Consider the following 14,753-nt stretch of genomic DNA (forward strand, 5'->3'; position numbering starts at 1 on the left):
ATAGGATTTGCTATGAATAGGTCCGGGTTTCGCAGCGGCATGTATGTCCGCCACCGGCGCTGGCTGGCGGCGACCACGGCAATTGTCGCTTTCATGGCAATACCGGCCCATGGCCAGTCACTCCCCAATCCCGGCAACACGACAACCAATGACAACGGCAACACGCCGGTCTTCAATCCCGGGAACAACCGGCTCGACATATCGCTGCGTGCCGATAACACGATCATCAATTGGAATGGCGGGTTCAACATTCCCGAAAACGGGACTGTCCGTTTCGATCGCGGTTTGGGGCTAAAGGCCGCGGTGCTGAACCGCGATTTGTCGGGTAACCCTTCGCAAATTCTTGGCACTTTGTCGTCGGGCAGCAACGTCGCGGTCTGGGTGATGAACGGCAGCGGCATCATGGTTGGCAGCAAGGCCAACATCAACACCGGCTCGCTCGTGCTCAGCACGCTCAACATGACGGATGCGGACTTCCTCGATCGCAACGGCAATTTCGCGCTGAGCACCGCCGCGAACAGCCAGTCCGCAATCACCGTGATGAACGGCGCGCGGATCAAGGTCGAGGGCGGCAATCGCGGCTTGATCATGGTTGCGCCCAAGATCGATGCCTATGGCAGTTTCGAAGCGGTCAATCAGGATGTCGCCTTCATCACCGCAAGCGACGTCGATCTGACCTTCAACCCCGGCAGTCCGTTGTCGATCAAGATCAATCGCGGCACCGCGGTCAGCGGGCGTAGTCAGCTCATCCGCGGCACGGTGGCAGGCGCGGACGCCCTGTTTGCCCTGGCATCGCAGGGCAGCGTGACCGATTCCCTGCTTCAGGTGGATGCGAGCGTCACGACCGCAACCTCCGGCACGCGTGGGATCGTCCTGTCGGCCGGACGGCTGGCCAGTGCTGTCGACGGCGTGACGGTGGCCGGGAATCCCGCAGATACCGGCGGCATCGCTAATCTGATTGTCAGGAGCAACCTGACCAGCACCGACAATGACGGCAGCGACATTCTTGCCGGGGCCTCGGGCTCGGCATCGTTCACCGGCGCATTGTCGTCGAGGCGCGATATCCGCCTGACCGGCGGCGGCGACGTGACGGTGGCCGGTGCAGTGACTGCGAGAGGCGATTATGCAGTCGATGGACTGACGGTTACGCTGGGGGGCACAACCCCCGTGCTCCAAAGCGCTGACGGCGCAATCGACATAACAGCGAGCCGGGCGCTGACCGGCAAGGCAGGTCTCACCTTGCTGGCCAATGCAGACGGGTCACTGGATCGGGAAGCGTTGACGCTGGCGGCGACATTCGATGGTACGACGACGAACGTCCCTTCGGGAACGATCAATTTTGCGCCGGGCACGATCCTAAAGGGCGGCGCAAATCGGGAATCGAGCGTTCGTATTCGCTCCGGCGCGTCCAATGGGAGCGTCACGCTTGGCACGGTGGTCGCGCGCAGTCTGGTTGGCGCTGTCGGCACCGCAGGTTTCGACACCGGCATCCTCCGGCAGGCGGCGGTAACGACGGGCGACATATCGCTGACCGATCAGATCAAGCTGCAAGGTACGACGCTCACCACGGGCGCTCTTACCAGCGGTGACGCCGTGACGTTGACCACCACAGCCGGCGCCCTCAAGGCCGGCGCGATCGATGCTGATCGGGCCGTAACGCTCACGTCCGCCGGCGCGCTCACCACCGGCGCGATCCAAAGTGGTCGTTCGATCCTGGTCGATGCGGTCGGCGACGCCATTTTCGGCGGCGATCTCGACGCGGACGACGATCTCATATTGCGCGGGGCATCGGTCAGGCTGAACGGCCAGAACGTGACGAGCGGCGGCACGATCGATCTGCAAGCGCGGGTCGGCGGTATTTCCAGCGTCGCGGGGCTGAGGCTGATATCGACCAGCGCCGACACGTCGGACTTTGTGCGATTGCAGGCTGCGGGAACACAGGGGATCAACCTGTCGTCGACCGGTCGCATTACGGCCGGCACGAACCGTGCGTTGAGGGTCGCCGTCCGCAACGAGGCGAATGGCGCTACGCTGGTTCTGGGAGACGTGACGGCACGGGCTCTTACCGGCCTTTCGATCGCCGGCGGCAATCCCGCGACCAATGCGGCACCGATCGTCAGCAACGGCTCGCTCGCATTCGGCAATCTCAATCTCATCGAGAGTTTCTCGGCGCGCAGCAATGCGGGCAGCCTCAGCGTTGCGAGCATTGCCGTGACCGGCGCGGGACAGGGTATATCGCTGGCGGCGCCAGTCGGTGCATTGACGATCCAGTCCACGATCCGCGCAAGCGGCGACGTAACGCTGATCGGCGGCTCGCCGATCATTCTGGATACGGTCGAGAGCACGAACGGACGGGCATCGGTAACAAGTAACAGTACGGTAAGGCTGAATACGCTGGCCGGCGCGCTTGGGGTGTCCGCGACAGGCGCGTCAGTGACCCTCCAGAACGTGCGCGGCGGGACGGTATCGATCAATTCCACCGCAGGTGGGATCATTCTCGGCAAGGTCGATGGCGACGACGTGACCTTGAATGCGATCGGCGGCAATGTGGCGGTGACCGACACGGTGACGAGCAGTGGTTCCGTGTCGGCCACGGGGACCGCCGCGATTCTCTTCACCAAAGCGATCCAGGCCAATGGTGGTGGTGTCACAGTCAGTGCCGGCACCGGGGAGGCGGCGGTGCTTGGCAATGTCACCGCGGCGGGCGATTACCGGGTGACCGGCAAGTCGGTGACGCTTGGCGGGCGGCAGGAAGCGCGTGGCCTGGTGGCGATCACCGCGACCGGCGGCGCAATCGTCGGGCAGTCCGGCCTGCTGCTTGCCTCGGACACCGACGGCGCCAGTGGCGAGGCACTCATATTGAGCGCAACCGGGGGCGGTATTTCGCTGACCGCGAATTCGCTCTTGTCCGGCGGGCGGTTCCGCCAATCGGTCGTGACGGCCACGACCGACGCCGGCAGTGTTGCGCTTGGCGATGTGACGGCACGGTCGCTGGTGATTGCAGCGCCGACCGGTGCGGCCACACCGATCTCGACGATTTCCACCCGCGACCTGTTGCTGTCCGATGGCTTCACGGCGACGGCGGCGAACGGTGTCACGACCGGCTCGATCGGCGTATCGGGCGGCGGGGTCACCATCGAAGGTGGTGTCGGCGCGGTACAGACCGGCGCGATCTCGGCCGCCGGTGCGGTCTCGCTCACCGGCGCATCGGTCGACTATGGCTCGATCTCTGGCCGGGGCGTGGGCGTAAAAGCAACGACCGGCAATGTTTCCGGCGGCAACATCACCTCGATCGGGGCGATCGATGTCAACGCTTTGTCCGGCACGATCAGCCTCGGGCGCCTGACGGCGACCGGGACGGACGGCAATGTGTCGCTGGCATCGTTGGGAACGCTGTTCGCCACACGCGTGACCGCAGACGGGACCGCGACACTTACCACCACCGCCGCCACCGCCGATGTTCGGCTGGAAGAAGGGCTGACGGCGAACGGCGCGGTCAACGTCGCAGCCGGTCGGGACATCCGCGCATCGTTCATCAGCAGCACTGGCAGTACGCTGACGGTCAGCGCGCCGACCGGTGACGTGACCGGTTTCCAGAACGGCGGCAGCATCGATCTGTCGGCGGGACCGGGACAGGCCTTCTCGTTGACGGTCGGCCGGGCAGTTCAGCTGGGCAATATCTTAGGCGGACCAACCTCGATCACGGCATCCTCGATTTCGGTCGGGGCGATCAATGTCGGCGGCAATGCGATCAGCCTGAACGCGAACAATGGCGACCTGACCGTGCGCGGCAACGTCGTCGCGGGTGATGCGACCTTCACATCGACCGGTAATACGAGTCTGCAGTCGATTTCCGCGATCGGCGCGTTGACGCTGTCGGGTGGCACGGGGCTGAGCTTTACTGACATCTCCGGGGCGAGTGTTTCGGCAACGTCCAACGGTGCAATCATCGGCAGCAGAGCGTTTTCCGCAGGTGCGATAAACATCACCGGTGCCAGCCTGTCGCTCCGGCTGGCGCAGGCGAACGGTGCACTTGCATTGACGGCAACCAATGGTGAAGCCGATCTCGGCAATTTGTCCAGCGGTCAGGATATCACTGTCCTCGCCAGCGGTCGCGCCACGGGGGATGGCGACGTTACCGCTGTGGGTAACTACCAGGTTACCGGCAAGTCGGTCGTGCTTGGTGGGCAGCAGGAAGCGCGCGGCGCGGTGACGATCACTGCGACCGGAGGCGGGATCTTCGGCCAGTCGAACCTGGTGCTTGCCTCGGACACGGACGGCGCCAGTGGCGAAGCACTCATATTGAGCGCAACCGGGGGCGGTATTTCGCTCGCCGCGAATTCGTTGTTGTCCGGCGGGAAGTTCGGGCAATCCGCAGTGACGGCCACGACCGACGCCGGCAGCGTTGCGCTTGGTGACGTGACGGCACGGTCGCTGGTGATTGCAGCGCCGACCGGTGCGGCCACACCGATCTCGACGATTTCCACCCGCAACCTGTTGCTGTCCGATGGCTTCACGGCGACGGCGGCGAACGGTGTCACGACCGGCTCGATCGGCGTATCGGGCGGCGGGGTCATGATCAATGGCGGTGCCGGCGCGGTACAGACCGGCGCGATCTCGGCGGCCGGTGCGGTCTCGCTCACTGGTGGATCGGTCAGCTATGACGCGATCTCCGGCCGGGGTGTTGGCATAGAGGCCGCGACCGGCAATGTCAGTGGCGGCAACATCACCTCGATCGGGGCGATCAATGTCAATGCTGTGGCGGGCACGATCAGTCTCGGGCGCCTGACGGCGACCGGGGCGGACGGCAATGTGTCGCTGACCTCGGCAGGAACGCTATTGGCGACGCGCGTGACGGCGGATGGGACCGCGACACTCAAGACCGGTGCTGGTGCCGATGTTAAGCTGGAAGAGGGGCTGACCGCGAACGGAGCCGTCAATGTGGAGGCGGGTCATGATATCCGCGCGTCGTTCATTCGCAGCACGGGCGGCACGCTGACAGTCAGCGCACCGACCGGCGACGTGACTGGCTTCCAGAATGGGAGCAGCATCGATCTGTCGGCCGGGCCGGGACAGGCCTTCTCGTTGACGGTCGGCCGGGCAGTTCAGCTGGGCAATATTGAAGGCGGCCCGACCTCGATAACCGCATCCTCGATTTCGGTCGGGGCGATTAACGTCGGCGGCAACGCGATCAGCCTGATTGCAAACGGTGGCAATCTGACCGTGCGTGGCGACGTTGTCGCGGGCGATACGACCTTTACGGCGACCGGCACGACAAGCCTTCAGTCGGTTGCTGCGACGGGTGCGCTGACGCTCTCCGGCGGCGCCGGACTGAGCTTCGTCAATATCTCCGGGACAAATGTTTCGGCATCGTCCAACCGCGAGATCATCGGTGACACTGCGTCCGCCACGGGCAGCATGACCTTCACCGGTGGCAGCCTGTCGCTCGGGGAGGCGCATGCGAATGGTCCGCTCGCGCTGACCGCGACCAGCAGCAATGCCACCCTGGGCAAATTGTATAGCGGCCAGGATATCACTGTCCTCGCTAACGGCCATGCCGCGATAAATGGTGATGTCACGGCCGGGGGCGCTTACAAAGTGACGGGCGCAAGCGTCACGCTCGGTGATGGCGCAGTGACACAGCGTGCCGGCGGGGCGATCGTCATCACCGCGCTGAACGGCGATATCAGCGGAAGGCCGGGGCTGACCCTCTCCAACCTGGGTGCGACTGGGGCACCTGCCATCGTGCTCGACACGACGGGCGGGATCGCGCTTGCCGGCTCCACGATACGCACCGGCGGCGCGCTCGGGCTCCGCGCGGGTGCTGAGAAAACCATCGAGCTGGGCACGATCGAAGCCGGGGTTGTCGGTGGTTATGACGGCAGTGTCGCCGGTGGTGCGCTGCGTCATTCGGCGTCGATGACCACGGGCGACATAATCACCGGCGCTATCGATGTCGGCCTGACGGCGGGAGATTTGACGACTGGCCTGATCACGTCAACGGGCGCCGTGAATCTGGTGACCACAAGCGGCGGGATCACGACCGGCGCCGTCCAGGGGGCGTCGATCAGACTTGCCGCCGGAGGCATTTTGTCGGCGGCGTCGGTGTCCGCAGCGGGTGCGGCATCGCTGGCCGGCGCTCAGGTGCAGGTCGATACGGTACGCGCGGCGTCGATCCAGATCGGCACGGCAGGCGCCCTGACGGGCATCGGCGATGGCCGCGCATCTCTCAGGTCGACCTCCGGGAACATCGACGTGGATGCCGGCAATATGAAGCTGGGAACGGTCGATTCGTCTGAAGGGCTGGCACTCAACGGCAACGCAATCGATATCGCCGGCAAACTGACCGCGTCGCGCCAGGCACTGGTCAAGGCGCGCTCTACGCTGACCATGGCCGATGCCAGCGCCGGCACGGACCTCACGCTGGGGGCGGACGGCGCGATGACCGCCGGCGTGATCGCGGCGAACGGTGCGATCACCATTACCGGCCGGGGAATCAAGGTTACCGACGCGCGCGCCGGTGGCGCATTGTCGCTGACCAGCGGCGCCGAACTGCAACTCGGTACAGGGCAGGCGGGGGGCGCGGCGATAATCGACGCCGTCGGCCTGGCGACGCTCGGTGCACTGACCGCCGGGCCGTCGATCACGATCCGCGCGTCCGATGTCGCATTGACCGGGCTGCAGCGCGCCGGTTCGATCACCTTCCAGAACAGCGCGGCCGCAACGTCGACAATGCGGCTGGGCGACGATACGGCCACCGGTGGCTTCCGCCTGTCGAATGCCGAAATTGCGCTGGTCAATGCTGACGCGGTGCGGTTTGATCAGGGTGCCGGCGCGCTGCAGATCGGCGCACTTACCTTCGGTGCCGATACCGGTCGACGCACGGTCGATATGCTGACGACTGGCGCGATCGCCGTCGATGGCACCGTCAAGGGCAGTGGCCTGGGCCGTGCGTTCCGCATCGGCGGTGGTGCCACCGAAGGATCCGCGAGCGAGATACGCGTGACGGCGACGAGTACCGGGGGAGGACGCCTCCTGTTCGACAATGCCAACCTCGACCTGCGAGGCGACAGGATTGCGGTCGGGCTGGCCTCGGGCTTTTTGAGCGTGCTCACGCCTGGCGCGGGCGGAAGTGCGCAGGCGCTGGCGTTCATCAACAATGGTAATTCCGCGTTGTACAACGCGGGCCTTGGCGGCGGGTTTTACGATCCTGCAGCGACCACGCTGATATCCGCCCATTCGTTGAGCCTCCGCTTTGCCGATTACGCACTGATCCAGAACACCGGCGTGCCGGGGCAATTCTCCGGTGTCGCCCTTGGTGGGACTTTGGGGAACCCGGCAACACCCGCGCTCACGGTCAGGGCGACGAGCATCGGCGGCGGTTTTGCGCTGTTCGGCACGATCAACGGCGTCGGCGGTCCCAGCGCGTCGCTGTTGGGACCCAGCGTGATCGACATCGATCCCGTGCTGCTGGCCAACAGCCGAATCAATGGCTGCCTTGCCGGGTCGGGTGTCGGTTGCCTCACCACGATCGTGATCCAGCCGACGCTGCAGATTTTCAAATGGAGTAGTGACGACGTGTTCGGGGTGGCTCAGGACGTCTCGACGCCGTTCGATCCGGTCATCGGCGGAAATAACGAGGAATTGCTCACTGGCCTTCCCGCGCTCTCACCTGAACGCGAGTCGGCCGAAGAAGGTCTGCCACAATGATCCTTCGGGTTACCCGCACGATATTGTTCCTTGGCGCCGCGGCGGCCGTAGTTGCCGGATGTACGACGGTCACCCCCGCGGCGCGGCTCACCAGTTTCGGCCTTGGGCGGAATGCAACCGGGGAAGCGTGCGTCGCGTCGCGCGACTGGCACGATCCTGCGACGCCGGATGCTTTTGCGCGATCCTATGCCATCACCTGTCAGAATGTGGCGGCAAGCCGCCCGCTCGGCGCTTTGCGGGTAGTTGACCGCACGCCGGCCGCGCTGGCGGCGATTGAGGCGGGGGTCGATTGCGCCGCACCAGTGCCGACCACTCTGGCTGGCGAGCCGGCGAAAGCGCGACGCTGTTTTAACCGGGCGCTGGGGACTGAGACGGTCCGCATCGACCTCGATCGCCGCGGCTCGCTGGTTACCGGTGAAGCGACCCCGGGACTGGTTGCGCAGCTGGAAGAAGGCCTGGCGATCGTCGCTGGTATTCGCGCGCCGAACGCCGATATCACGCGAACCGTGACGGCCACGCTGGACCCCGCCTCGTTGCCGGCTCGGCCCGGCGCGGAGGCAACCTCGCTCGCCGCCAGCGATACGCCACCCGATGCTGCCGGCCTGAATCAGGGGATCAGCCTCAATCACAAGGGCCTCTATGTCGATGCGTCTCGGGTTCTCAACGACGCAATCAGCCGCTTGCCGGCAGGGACATCGCCGGCCGTTCGTGCTGAACTGCTGCTTGAGGCGGGCCTTGCGGATTCGAACATCCGCTTTTCCGAAGCCGCGCGCACCCACTTTGCCGATGCCGAACGTGTCTTTGCTGAGTCACCCGGCGCGCTGACGCCTTTCTTGGCCTATAAACGCGATACATATCTCGCGCTCGACGCACTCAATCGCCACGATTTCGACAATGCGATCGCCATTCTCGACCGGATCGTCAGCGCGCCCGCTCCCGCGGATCAGCCGCTGCGCGATCCCGCCACGCTGCGGCTCCTGAACCAGTCTCGGGCGGCACGCGCCGATGCGGCCAGTGCGCTGGCCGTGCCCAATGCCGGCGATCTTGCGCGCCTGGTTCTTGATTCTGAGGCGCATTATGCGCGCAGCGTAGCGCTGCTGTCGCGCGGCAATGAGGCGGGATCGAGCGCGGCGCTCGATCTGGCCACCAAATCCTATCGACCGCTCGCCAGCGAACGGATCGATCAATCGCAATTGCTATGGCTCGGCGCCCGACTCGATCGTCAGCGCGGCCGCCTGCTCGCGCGCAGTGGTCGCTATAGCGAGGCACTGGCCTATTTCGATCGTGCGATCGACGCACTCCGGCGCGGCGCGCTGGCCAATGCGGGAACTGGCAACGAGCCGGCGATCGCGGAGGCGAACCTGGAGCGCGCGGCAGTCTTTGCGCGTAGCGGCGCACCGCGCGGCGCGGTGCGTACAACCTTCGCCCAGGCGGTCAACGCGCTGATCGATGGTGGGGCAACGTCGCTCGGCGCTTCGATCGGCATGGAAGATTATCTCGATCTGCTGGTGGCAGAGGCCGGGAAATCCCCGCAGTCCGACACTTTCGACAGCTTTTTCCGCGCCGTTCAGGCAAGCGGCGAGCCGGCCGTTGCGCGGCAGCTGACCCAGCTTCAGACCGTCGTCACCGCCGATCCCGCGCTTGGTATGATCGTGCGCGAGCGGGCCGATCTGGAGCGGCAGATCACAAGGCTGCGCTATGCGCTGGCCGGACGCGTCGCGGGCGATACGACTCCGCGGGCTGATCTGGAGAAGGCGCGTCAGGCAGCCGAGCAGCGGCTGCTCGTGATCGATGCGCAACTGGCCGGAGACGCCCGGTACCGGACGGTCGAGGAACGTCCGGCGTCGCTCGCGGAGGTACGGGCCGCATTGGCTCCGGGCGAGGGGTTCCTCAAGATCGCAGCCCTGAACCGGCGCATCTACGGCATCTACGTCACCTCGGATCGGGCGTTCATCTATCATGTGGCTGGTAGCGATGCCGCAAAACAGGCGGTCGATGCGCTGGCAACGCGTGTTCGCGCCTCGATCGACGGCGACTTGGCCGTCGGAAAGCTGGTGCCGTTCGACGATGCCGCGGCCTATGCCCTGTATCGCCTGGTCACTGGCCCTGCATCCGACATGGTGGCGAAAGCACGGGCGATCGTGGTCGATCCGGCGGGACCGCTTGAGCGGCTGCCGATCGGCGCCCTGGTCACCAGCTATGACCGGAATGCCGTGCGCGACAATCAGTTCGATTTCTCGCAGACGGCCTTTCTCGCCCGGAATACGACGGTGTCGAATGCGCTGTCGCCACGGTCCTTCCTGGTGGCGCGGGCACTCCCGCCGTCGCGTGCGCCCAAGGCGTTTCTGGGCTTGGGTGAGCACGCTCCGCCGCCAGCAGACACGTTGCAGCCAGTCGCGCGCGAGATCGATGTCGGGTTCGGCTGCTCCGTGGACTATGGCCGCCTGGCGAATTTGTCCCGAGCGCTGAAGCCGGTCAGCCGGCGTGAACTCGGCATCGCCGCCGCCGCGCTTGATGATCAGGGTGCGCCGATGATCATCGACGCCGCGTTCAGCGACACCGGCATCAAGGCGCGGGACGATCTTGCCCAGTTCGAAGTGCTGCATTTTGCGACCCACGGCCTTGAGGAAGGCGTTTGGGGTTGCACCAAATCACCGCCCGCGCTGGTCACCTCGTTCGGCGACGCCGCGTCGGACGGACTGTTGAGCTTTTCGGAGATCGCCGGCCTGCGGCTCGATGCCAATCTCGTGGTTCTGTCCGCGTGCGATACGGCAAGCGGCGTTCGTAACGAGGGTCTCGCACGCCAATCCGGCCAGGAAGAGGCCGGCGCCACGCTGGAAGGGTTGGTGCGGGCGTTCCTGACCGCCAATGCGCGTGCGGTACTCGCCACCTATTGGCAGGTTTCAGCCGAGCAGGAGAGCGACGAGTTCGTTCGCGCCTTTTACGCCAACGCGCGCACGGGCACGATGGGCAATGCGTTGCAGGTTGCGCAGCGCACGCTGATCGACCAGCCCACTTACAGCCACCCTTTCTACTGGGCGGCTTATTTCCTGGTCGGCGACAGCAACAAGCCGATGCTTAGCCCTGCCCCGGCCCGGGTTGCGCAACGGTGACATTGACGGGCGGCGGCGCCAGGACGCTTGGCGTCGTGGCGGCGGCGCTCGCGGCGATTGCAGCATGGTTGTTCTTCGCACCGGCGGCCGCGTCGGAACTGGCGGGAACCACCGCCGGTGCGATGTCCGAAGCGATATTTACCGTCGTGATCTTCGGGCCATTGCTGGCGTTCGGACTCGCGGGTGCCGCGTTGTCGGGCCTGCAAGCCTATCAGCCAGGGCAATCGCCGCTCCGTGCCGGCGGGTGGGGCATTGCGATCGGTCTGGGCGGCGTGCTGCTGGCCACGGGCTATGCGGCGCTGGCGGGAACGCTTGAGCATGGGACTGGTGGCGGCTTTTCGGCCGCCTTGCTGGCCGGCTTGGCGGTCATCGCGCTTCAGGTCGCGGCGGAGGAAATGGTGTTTCGGGGTTGGCTGCAGCCGCTGCTGACGCGGGTCACAGGATCGCCAGCTGCGATCGGCGGCATCGCGATCTCCTTCGCCGCATTGCACATGCTCGCCGGTGCAAGCGATATGGTCGGGCTGATCAATCTCACGCTCGGGGGTGTGCTGTTCGGCCTACTCGCGGCACGCGGCGGCGGGATCGCTGGCGCTTTTGCTGCGCACTTTGCCTGGAATGCCACCGAGCAACTTGGCCTCGGGCTCGATCCGAACCCCGGGCTTGGTTCGTTCGGCGCCATCATTGACCTGGATCTGGTGGGGGCTCTGCGCTGGGGTGGGTCGGAAGAAGGGCTCAATGCCAGTTGGGCAATGGCGATCGCACTCTGCGCCTTTCTGGTGCCGTTGCTCCTGCAACGATCCGGAAAGTCCGGCACGGGGTCGGCGTCGCCAACCGCACATGATGCGCTCAGTCCTTCACCTCATCGACCGATCTGAACCAGATCATATCCGCTTCCCAACCATGCTCGGCGGCGATCGCGACCAGCCGGTCGCGCCAGTCGGCACCACGCGCCCCGAGCGGCGGCGCGACGACGGCCGGATCGAACGGTCCCTTGCCGCTGATCAGCAGCAACCCGGACCAGCCCGCATGGTCAAGATCGATCTGCAGGCGATAGCGGTCGCCGCCGAGATCGGTGACCGGAAGCCCCTTTTTCGACGCTTTCAACTGTTCGACAAAGGCAGCCCTGCTCGGCACCAGCATGTCGATCTTGCCCGATGGCTCAAGCCCGACCAGTGCCAGGTCGCGGCTTGGATCCGCCACCGAAATGCCGATCACGGCATTGGCGGCGATCGAGCCCGGATAGGCGGATTCGGGCGGCTGGGTGCGCATCTCGAACTTGCGCTGCGGCACCGACAGGCGGTTGCCGGATGGTGCGCGGATCTGGCGATAGGCGTCAAGCGCGGCACAGCCCGATTGGTTGATCGGCGCAACCTGCGAGAAATCGATGTCGGCGCCGGAGATATCCTGTGTCTTGAGTGCGCGATTGATCTCGGTCAGCGCCGCCGCGGGGCTGCCCGCCACGCCTGTCAACGCCACATGGGCCCCGTCGGCGGCGTTGGTCAAACTCACCACGCGGAGCCAGGTGCAACTGACCGATGGCAATGCAGCGTTGATGGCATTGCCGGCCCGCGTAATCGGGTCGGCGGTACTGGCCGGGCCGATCCGGCCTGGTCCGGTACGATCGGCGCCATAGCCGCCCAGGACGAGCCAGCCGATCAGCGCGAGCATCAGGGCGGCCGCAACACCGGCGCCGATCTTCCAGTTGCGCGGTATGCCGGGCCCGGCCTCGCGCGGGACTTCGATCTGGTCGAGCGCCGCAAGCACCGCAGCCATTGATTGGTAGCGCTCGGATGGTTTCGGTCGGGTCATCCGATCGATGATCGGCCTGAGCGTCGCGGGCACCGCGGACAGATCCAGCCCCGCCCGGCGTTTATCGACCGCATCGACCAGCGATCCGCCCAATCCCAGGTCGCGCCCGCGCGCGACCGCCAGGATCAGCAGGCCAAGGCTATAGACGTCGGTCCACGGCCCCAGCTCGCGGCCGTAATCGCCCAGTTGTTCGGGGGCGACATAGCCGAGCTTGCCGGCGAAACCATCGCCGACGATCGTCGCGGTGCCGGGATCGAGATCCTTGGCAATGCCGAAATCGATGATCCGTGCCTGTGCCAGCTCGCCCCCGCCCAGCAGCACATTGTCGGGCGAGATGTCGCGGTGGATCGCCCCCAGGGCGTGCGCGGCGGCCAATCCCGAGGCAAGCCGTCGCAGCAGCGCGCCCAATGCCTCCGGCGTCGGGGCAAGCGTGCCGAGCATGTCCGACAGGTTGGTCCCGTCGATATATTCGGTGACGATATAGAGGACGCCAAGCTCCGGCTCCTGCGCCAGCACACGGTACTGCACGACCGCCTGGTGATGGAGGCGCGTCAGCGTCCGTGCTTCGCGGCGGAACAACGTGATCACGTTGGGATCGCTGGCCAGCGCAGGCAGCATCACCTTGATCGCGACGCGTTCGTCGGTGATCACATTGGCGCCTTCGAACACTTCGCCCATGCCGCCGCGCGCGATGAAGCGCCGCACCGCGAACATGTGGTTCAGAACATCGCCGACCTTGATGCTTTTGGGGTGGAGCGCGGCGCCGGGTTCGAAAACCGTGCGCTCATTGTCGTCCTCCGGCGGCCTGGCCGTGGGCGGTATGAAGACCGTCCGCGGATCCTCGTCCTCGCCGCCCGGTGGAGTGGTCATGGCAACAGCCCCGGGCTGCCCGCCAGGGCAAGCAGGGTCGTTTCGCCGACGCCAACCAGGATGGCGGTGACATTGTCGGGGGCGCCGCGCTCAAGCGTCGTCGCGATCAGGGCATCGAGCGTTGCCTGTGCGTCGCCGCTGTCAAGGATCGCGGCGATTTCGCCGTCCTCCACCTTGCCCGTCAGGCCGTCGCTGCACAGCAGGAACAGGTCGCCCGGCTCGACCTCGTCCATCACCACATCGACCGCCATCCGGGCGCCGACGCCAATCGCCCGGGCAAGGACATGTCCGCCCGGATGATGGCGCGCGTCCTCCTGCGTGATCAGTCCGCGATCAACCATCTCCTGAACCTGGGTATGATCCCGGCTGAGCAGATGCAGCACGCCGCCACGCAACAGATAGGCGCGGCTGTCGCCGACCCACAGGATCGCGAACCGCCGGTCCTGGACCAGCAAGGCGACGACGGTTGATCCCATGACCTGTCCGCGACGCTGCGATTCGGACCAGATACGGCGATTGGCACTGTGGATCGCGTCGGCGACCGATTGCGCGGCGGTATCGAAGTCGGTCGGTACCGCGATGCTCTGCAGCGCCTGGACGACCGCGCCGGACGCCCAGTCGCCATGCGCGTGGCCGCCCATCCCGTCGGCCACGACCCATAGTCCGTCCGCCGCCCGATCGCAGAAACCGTCTTCGTTGTTGCGCCGCACAAGCCCGGGATGGGTGCCGGCAACGCTGTTGATCCTGAGGCTGGTCATGCCGCCGCCGCCCGGCTGAGCATTGCCGACATCAGGCCAGGCGGGCACGCGCCAGCCAGGGTCGCGGTGTCGGCGTCCGCATCGGCGCTCCACCAGCGATCTGCGGCATCGATCGCCAATGCGCCGGCGGTATCGCCCGCCTCGCGGACGAGGCGATCGGCCTCCCAGCGCTCGCCGATCGCGGCATAGAGCAAAGCCTCGCACCGCGCGGCCGCCATCGGGTCGCCGATCAGCAGCAAGATCGGGAAGCGACGACCCAGCGCGTCCTGCGACGCAGCGACGGCGCCCGCGATTCCGTCCCCGTCGCAACGCCATGGCAAGGCGCGGTCGAATGTATCCGCGAACGCGTCGCCCAGATCGGTGCGTGCCTGAGCCAGCGAGGGCGACAGCCAGGCATCGATCCGCTCGCGCTGATCGTGCGTGAAACCGCGCGCGACGAAATCACCATGCGCGGGAAGCTTTCCGAACAGGGCTACCCCGCTCATAGCCCCGC

The 14,753-nt window shown here is 65.9% G+C and carries 6 protein-coding genes; 3 read left to right on the forward strand and 3 right to left on the reverse strand.

The window, feature by feature from the left end; all coding sequences use genetic code 11:
- Positions 1–12 precede the first annotated feature (12 nt).
- Genes ACRECS_RS04720 through ACRECS_RS04730 form a run of 3 tightly spaced genes read left to right on the forward strand, consistent with a single transcriptional unit; the run spans position 13 to position 11,698 of the window.
- On the forward strand, positions 13–7,710 hold the full coding sequence (locus ACRECS_RS04720) for a filamentous hemagglutinin N-terminal domain-containing protein (protein ID WP_431581804.1): 7,698 nt from the start codon (positions 13–15) through the stop codon (positions 7,708–7,710).
- Positions 7,707–10,823: a CHAT domain-containing protein gene (locus tag ACRECS_RS04725; RefSeq protein ID WP_431581805.1), complete on the forward strand. Its 3,117-nt coding sequence runs from the start codon at positions 7,707–7,709 to the stop codon at positions 10,821–10,823. Before ACRECS_RS04720 ends, ACRECS_RS04725 begins: the two co-directional genes overlap by 4 nt.
- A complete protein-coding gene (locus tag ACRECS_RS04730; protein ID WP_431581806.1) occupies positions 10,820–11,698 on the forward strand; it encodes a CPBP family intramembrane glutamic endopeptidase in 879 nt (292 codons plus the stop codon). Before ACRECS_RS04725 ends, ACRECS_RS04730 begins: the two co-directional genes overlap by 4 nt.
- Here ACRECS_RS04730 and ACRECS_RS04735 read toward each other — a convergent pair.
- From ACRECS_RS04735 to tagF, 3 genes are read right to left on the reverse strand one after another with little or no spacing between them, the layout of a single operon-like run.
- Positions 11,670–13,502, reverse strand: coding sequence for a serine/threonine-protein kinase (locus tag ACRECS_RS04735; RefSeq protein WP_431581807.1), 1,833 nt, complete (start codon positions 13,500–13,502; stop codon positions 11,670–11,672). The two genes, ACRECS_RS04730 and ACRECS_RS04735, sit on opposite strands and share 29 nt — an antisense overlap.
- Positions 13,499–14,308 (reverse strand): PP2C family protein-serine/threonine phosphatase, encoded by an 810-nt coding sequence (locus ACRECS_RS04740; protein ID WP_431581808.1) that lies wholly within the window; start codon positions 14,306–14,308, stop codon positions 13,499–13,501. The genes ACRECS_RS04735 and ACRECS_RS04740 overlap by 4 nt, the downstream gene beginning before the upstream one ends.
- Positions 14,257–14,745, reverse strand: a complete 489-nt coding sequence (tagF, locus tag ACRECS_RS04745; RefSeq protein WP_431581809.1) for a type VI secretion system-associated protein TagF — start codon at positions 14,743–14,745, stop codon at positions 14,257–14,259. The genes ACRECS_RS04740 and tagF overlap by 52 nt, the downstream gene beginning before the upstream one ends.
- Positions 14,746–14,753 lie beyond the last annotated feature (8 nt).

The sequence above is a fragment of the Sphingomonas sp. genome (assembly GCF_050725575.1).
In the GTDB taxonomy this organism is placed as follows: domain Bacteria; phylum Pseudomonadota; class Alphaproteobacteria; order Sphingomonadales; family Sphingomonadaceae; genus Sphingomonas.

What these genes read in the sequence shown, in the direction of transcription:
- ACRECS_RS04720 (WP_431581804.1), top strand. Translation starts at nt 13, where the DNA reads ATGAATAGGTCCGGGTTTCGCAGCGGCATGTATGTCCGCCACCGGCGC.
- ACRECS_RS04725 (WP_431581805.1), top strand. Translation starts at nt 7,707, where the DNA reads ATGATCCTTCGGGTTACCCGCACGATATTGTTCCTTGGCGCCGCGGCG.
- ACRECS_RS04735 (WP_431581807.1), bottom strand. Translation starts at nt 13,502, where the DNA reads ATGACCACTCCACCGGGCGGCGAGGACGAGGATCCGCGGACGGTCTTC.
- tagF (WP_431581809.1), bottom strand. Translation starts at nt 14,745, where the DNA reads ATGAGCGGGGTAGCCCTGTTCGGAAAGCTTCCCGCGCATGGTGATTTC.